This window comes from Streptomyces montanisoli, assembly GCF_017813245.1.
Lineage (GTDB): Bacteria > Actinomycetota > Actinomycetes > Streptomycetales > Streptomycetaceae > Streptomyces > Streptomyces montanisoli.
Genome location: NZ_JAGIQL010000355.1, coordinates 1 through 1,242 on the forward strand (window position 1 = coordinate 1; position 1,242 = coordinate 1,242).

Sequence of the window (1,242 nt, forward strand, 5' to 3'; positions counted from 1 at the left end):
TGTGAGCTCATCCGATCAGGCGGCGCCGATGAGGCCGGCCACGCCGGGCGGCCGCGCGAGGCCGGCCTGATCGGCGCGGCCTGGTACGCGAGTTGCGGTGCGTCGCGTCGCGCGGGGGAGGATCATCGTCGTACGGACGTCGCGGTACCGCCGGGACCGGCCGGACCATGACCCAGCCAACAGCGTTGAAGGAGACCACCGTGGCCAGCGGGCCGCCCGCCCCCACCACCGCACAGCCGACGATGAAGCAGGTCGCCGCTCTCGCGGAGGTCAGCGCGATGACCGTGTCGCGGGTGCTGCGCGGCGACGCCGGGGTGTCGCAGGACAAGCGCGACCGAGTGGAGGAGGCCGTACGGCGGCTCGGCTACCGGCCCAACACGCTGGCCCGCAGCTTCCGTCAGGGCCAGGGCAGCGGCACCATCGGACTGGTCGTCACCAACCTCGCCAACCCGTTCTACGCCCGCCTCGCGCTGGGCATCGAGGCGGCCGTCGCCGAGGACGGCCTGCGGTTGATGATCACCAACACTGCGGGCGACGCCGCCCGCGAGCGTGCCGCGGTCCGCGACTTCTCGGGCCGCAGGGTCGACGGTCTCGTCCTCGTCCCGGCCGGAGCCGACCAGTCCTACCTCGCGGAGGAGCTGCCCGCCGGCCTGCCGGTCGTCACGGTCAGCCGGCCGCCCGCCGGCCACGAGGCCGACTGCGTGCTGGTCGACGACTTCGGCGGGGCGTACGCGGCGACCAGCCGGCTGCTTGCCGCGGGCCACCGCAGGATCGGGTTCCTCGGCAACCCGCCCTCCGTCTACACCGGTTCCGAGCGCTACCGTGGCTACTGCGCGGCCCTGCACGAGGCCGGGATCGATCCCGACGGCGCCCTGGTGCGGCGCGGCCAGGAGGACATGGCATCGGCGGAGACGGCCGCCGCCGAGCTGCTCGCGCTGGAGCGGCCGCCCACGGCCGTCTTCTGCACCAACAACCGCAACACGCTGGGCGCATACCGGGCCCTGCGGCACCATGGCCGCAGGGCGACGCTGGCCGGCTTCGACGACTTCGACCTCGCCGACGTGCTCAGCGTCCCGGTCCTGGTGGTCGACTACGACGCGGACGAGATCGGCCGCCGCGCCGCCCGGCTGCTGGCCGAGCGGCTCGCCAGGCCCGGCGCCGAGGCGCCGCCGCCGCGCAGGGTCGTCGTGCGGACCTCGATCATTGCCCACGGCGACGGCCAGGGCCCGCCGCCCGCGTCTG

At 74.9% G+C, this 1,242-nt stretch carries 1 protein-coding gene; it reads left to right on the forward strand.

The window, feature by feature from the left end:
* Window positions 1–242: 242 nt before the first annotated feature.
* On the forward strand, window positions 243–1,242 hold a 1,000-nt coding region (locus JFN87_RS33120), incomplete at its 3' end, for a LacI family DNA-binding transcriptional regulator (RefSeq protein ID WP_209346211.1).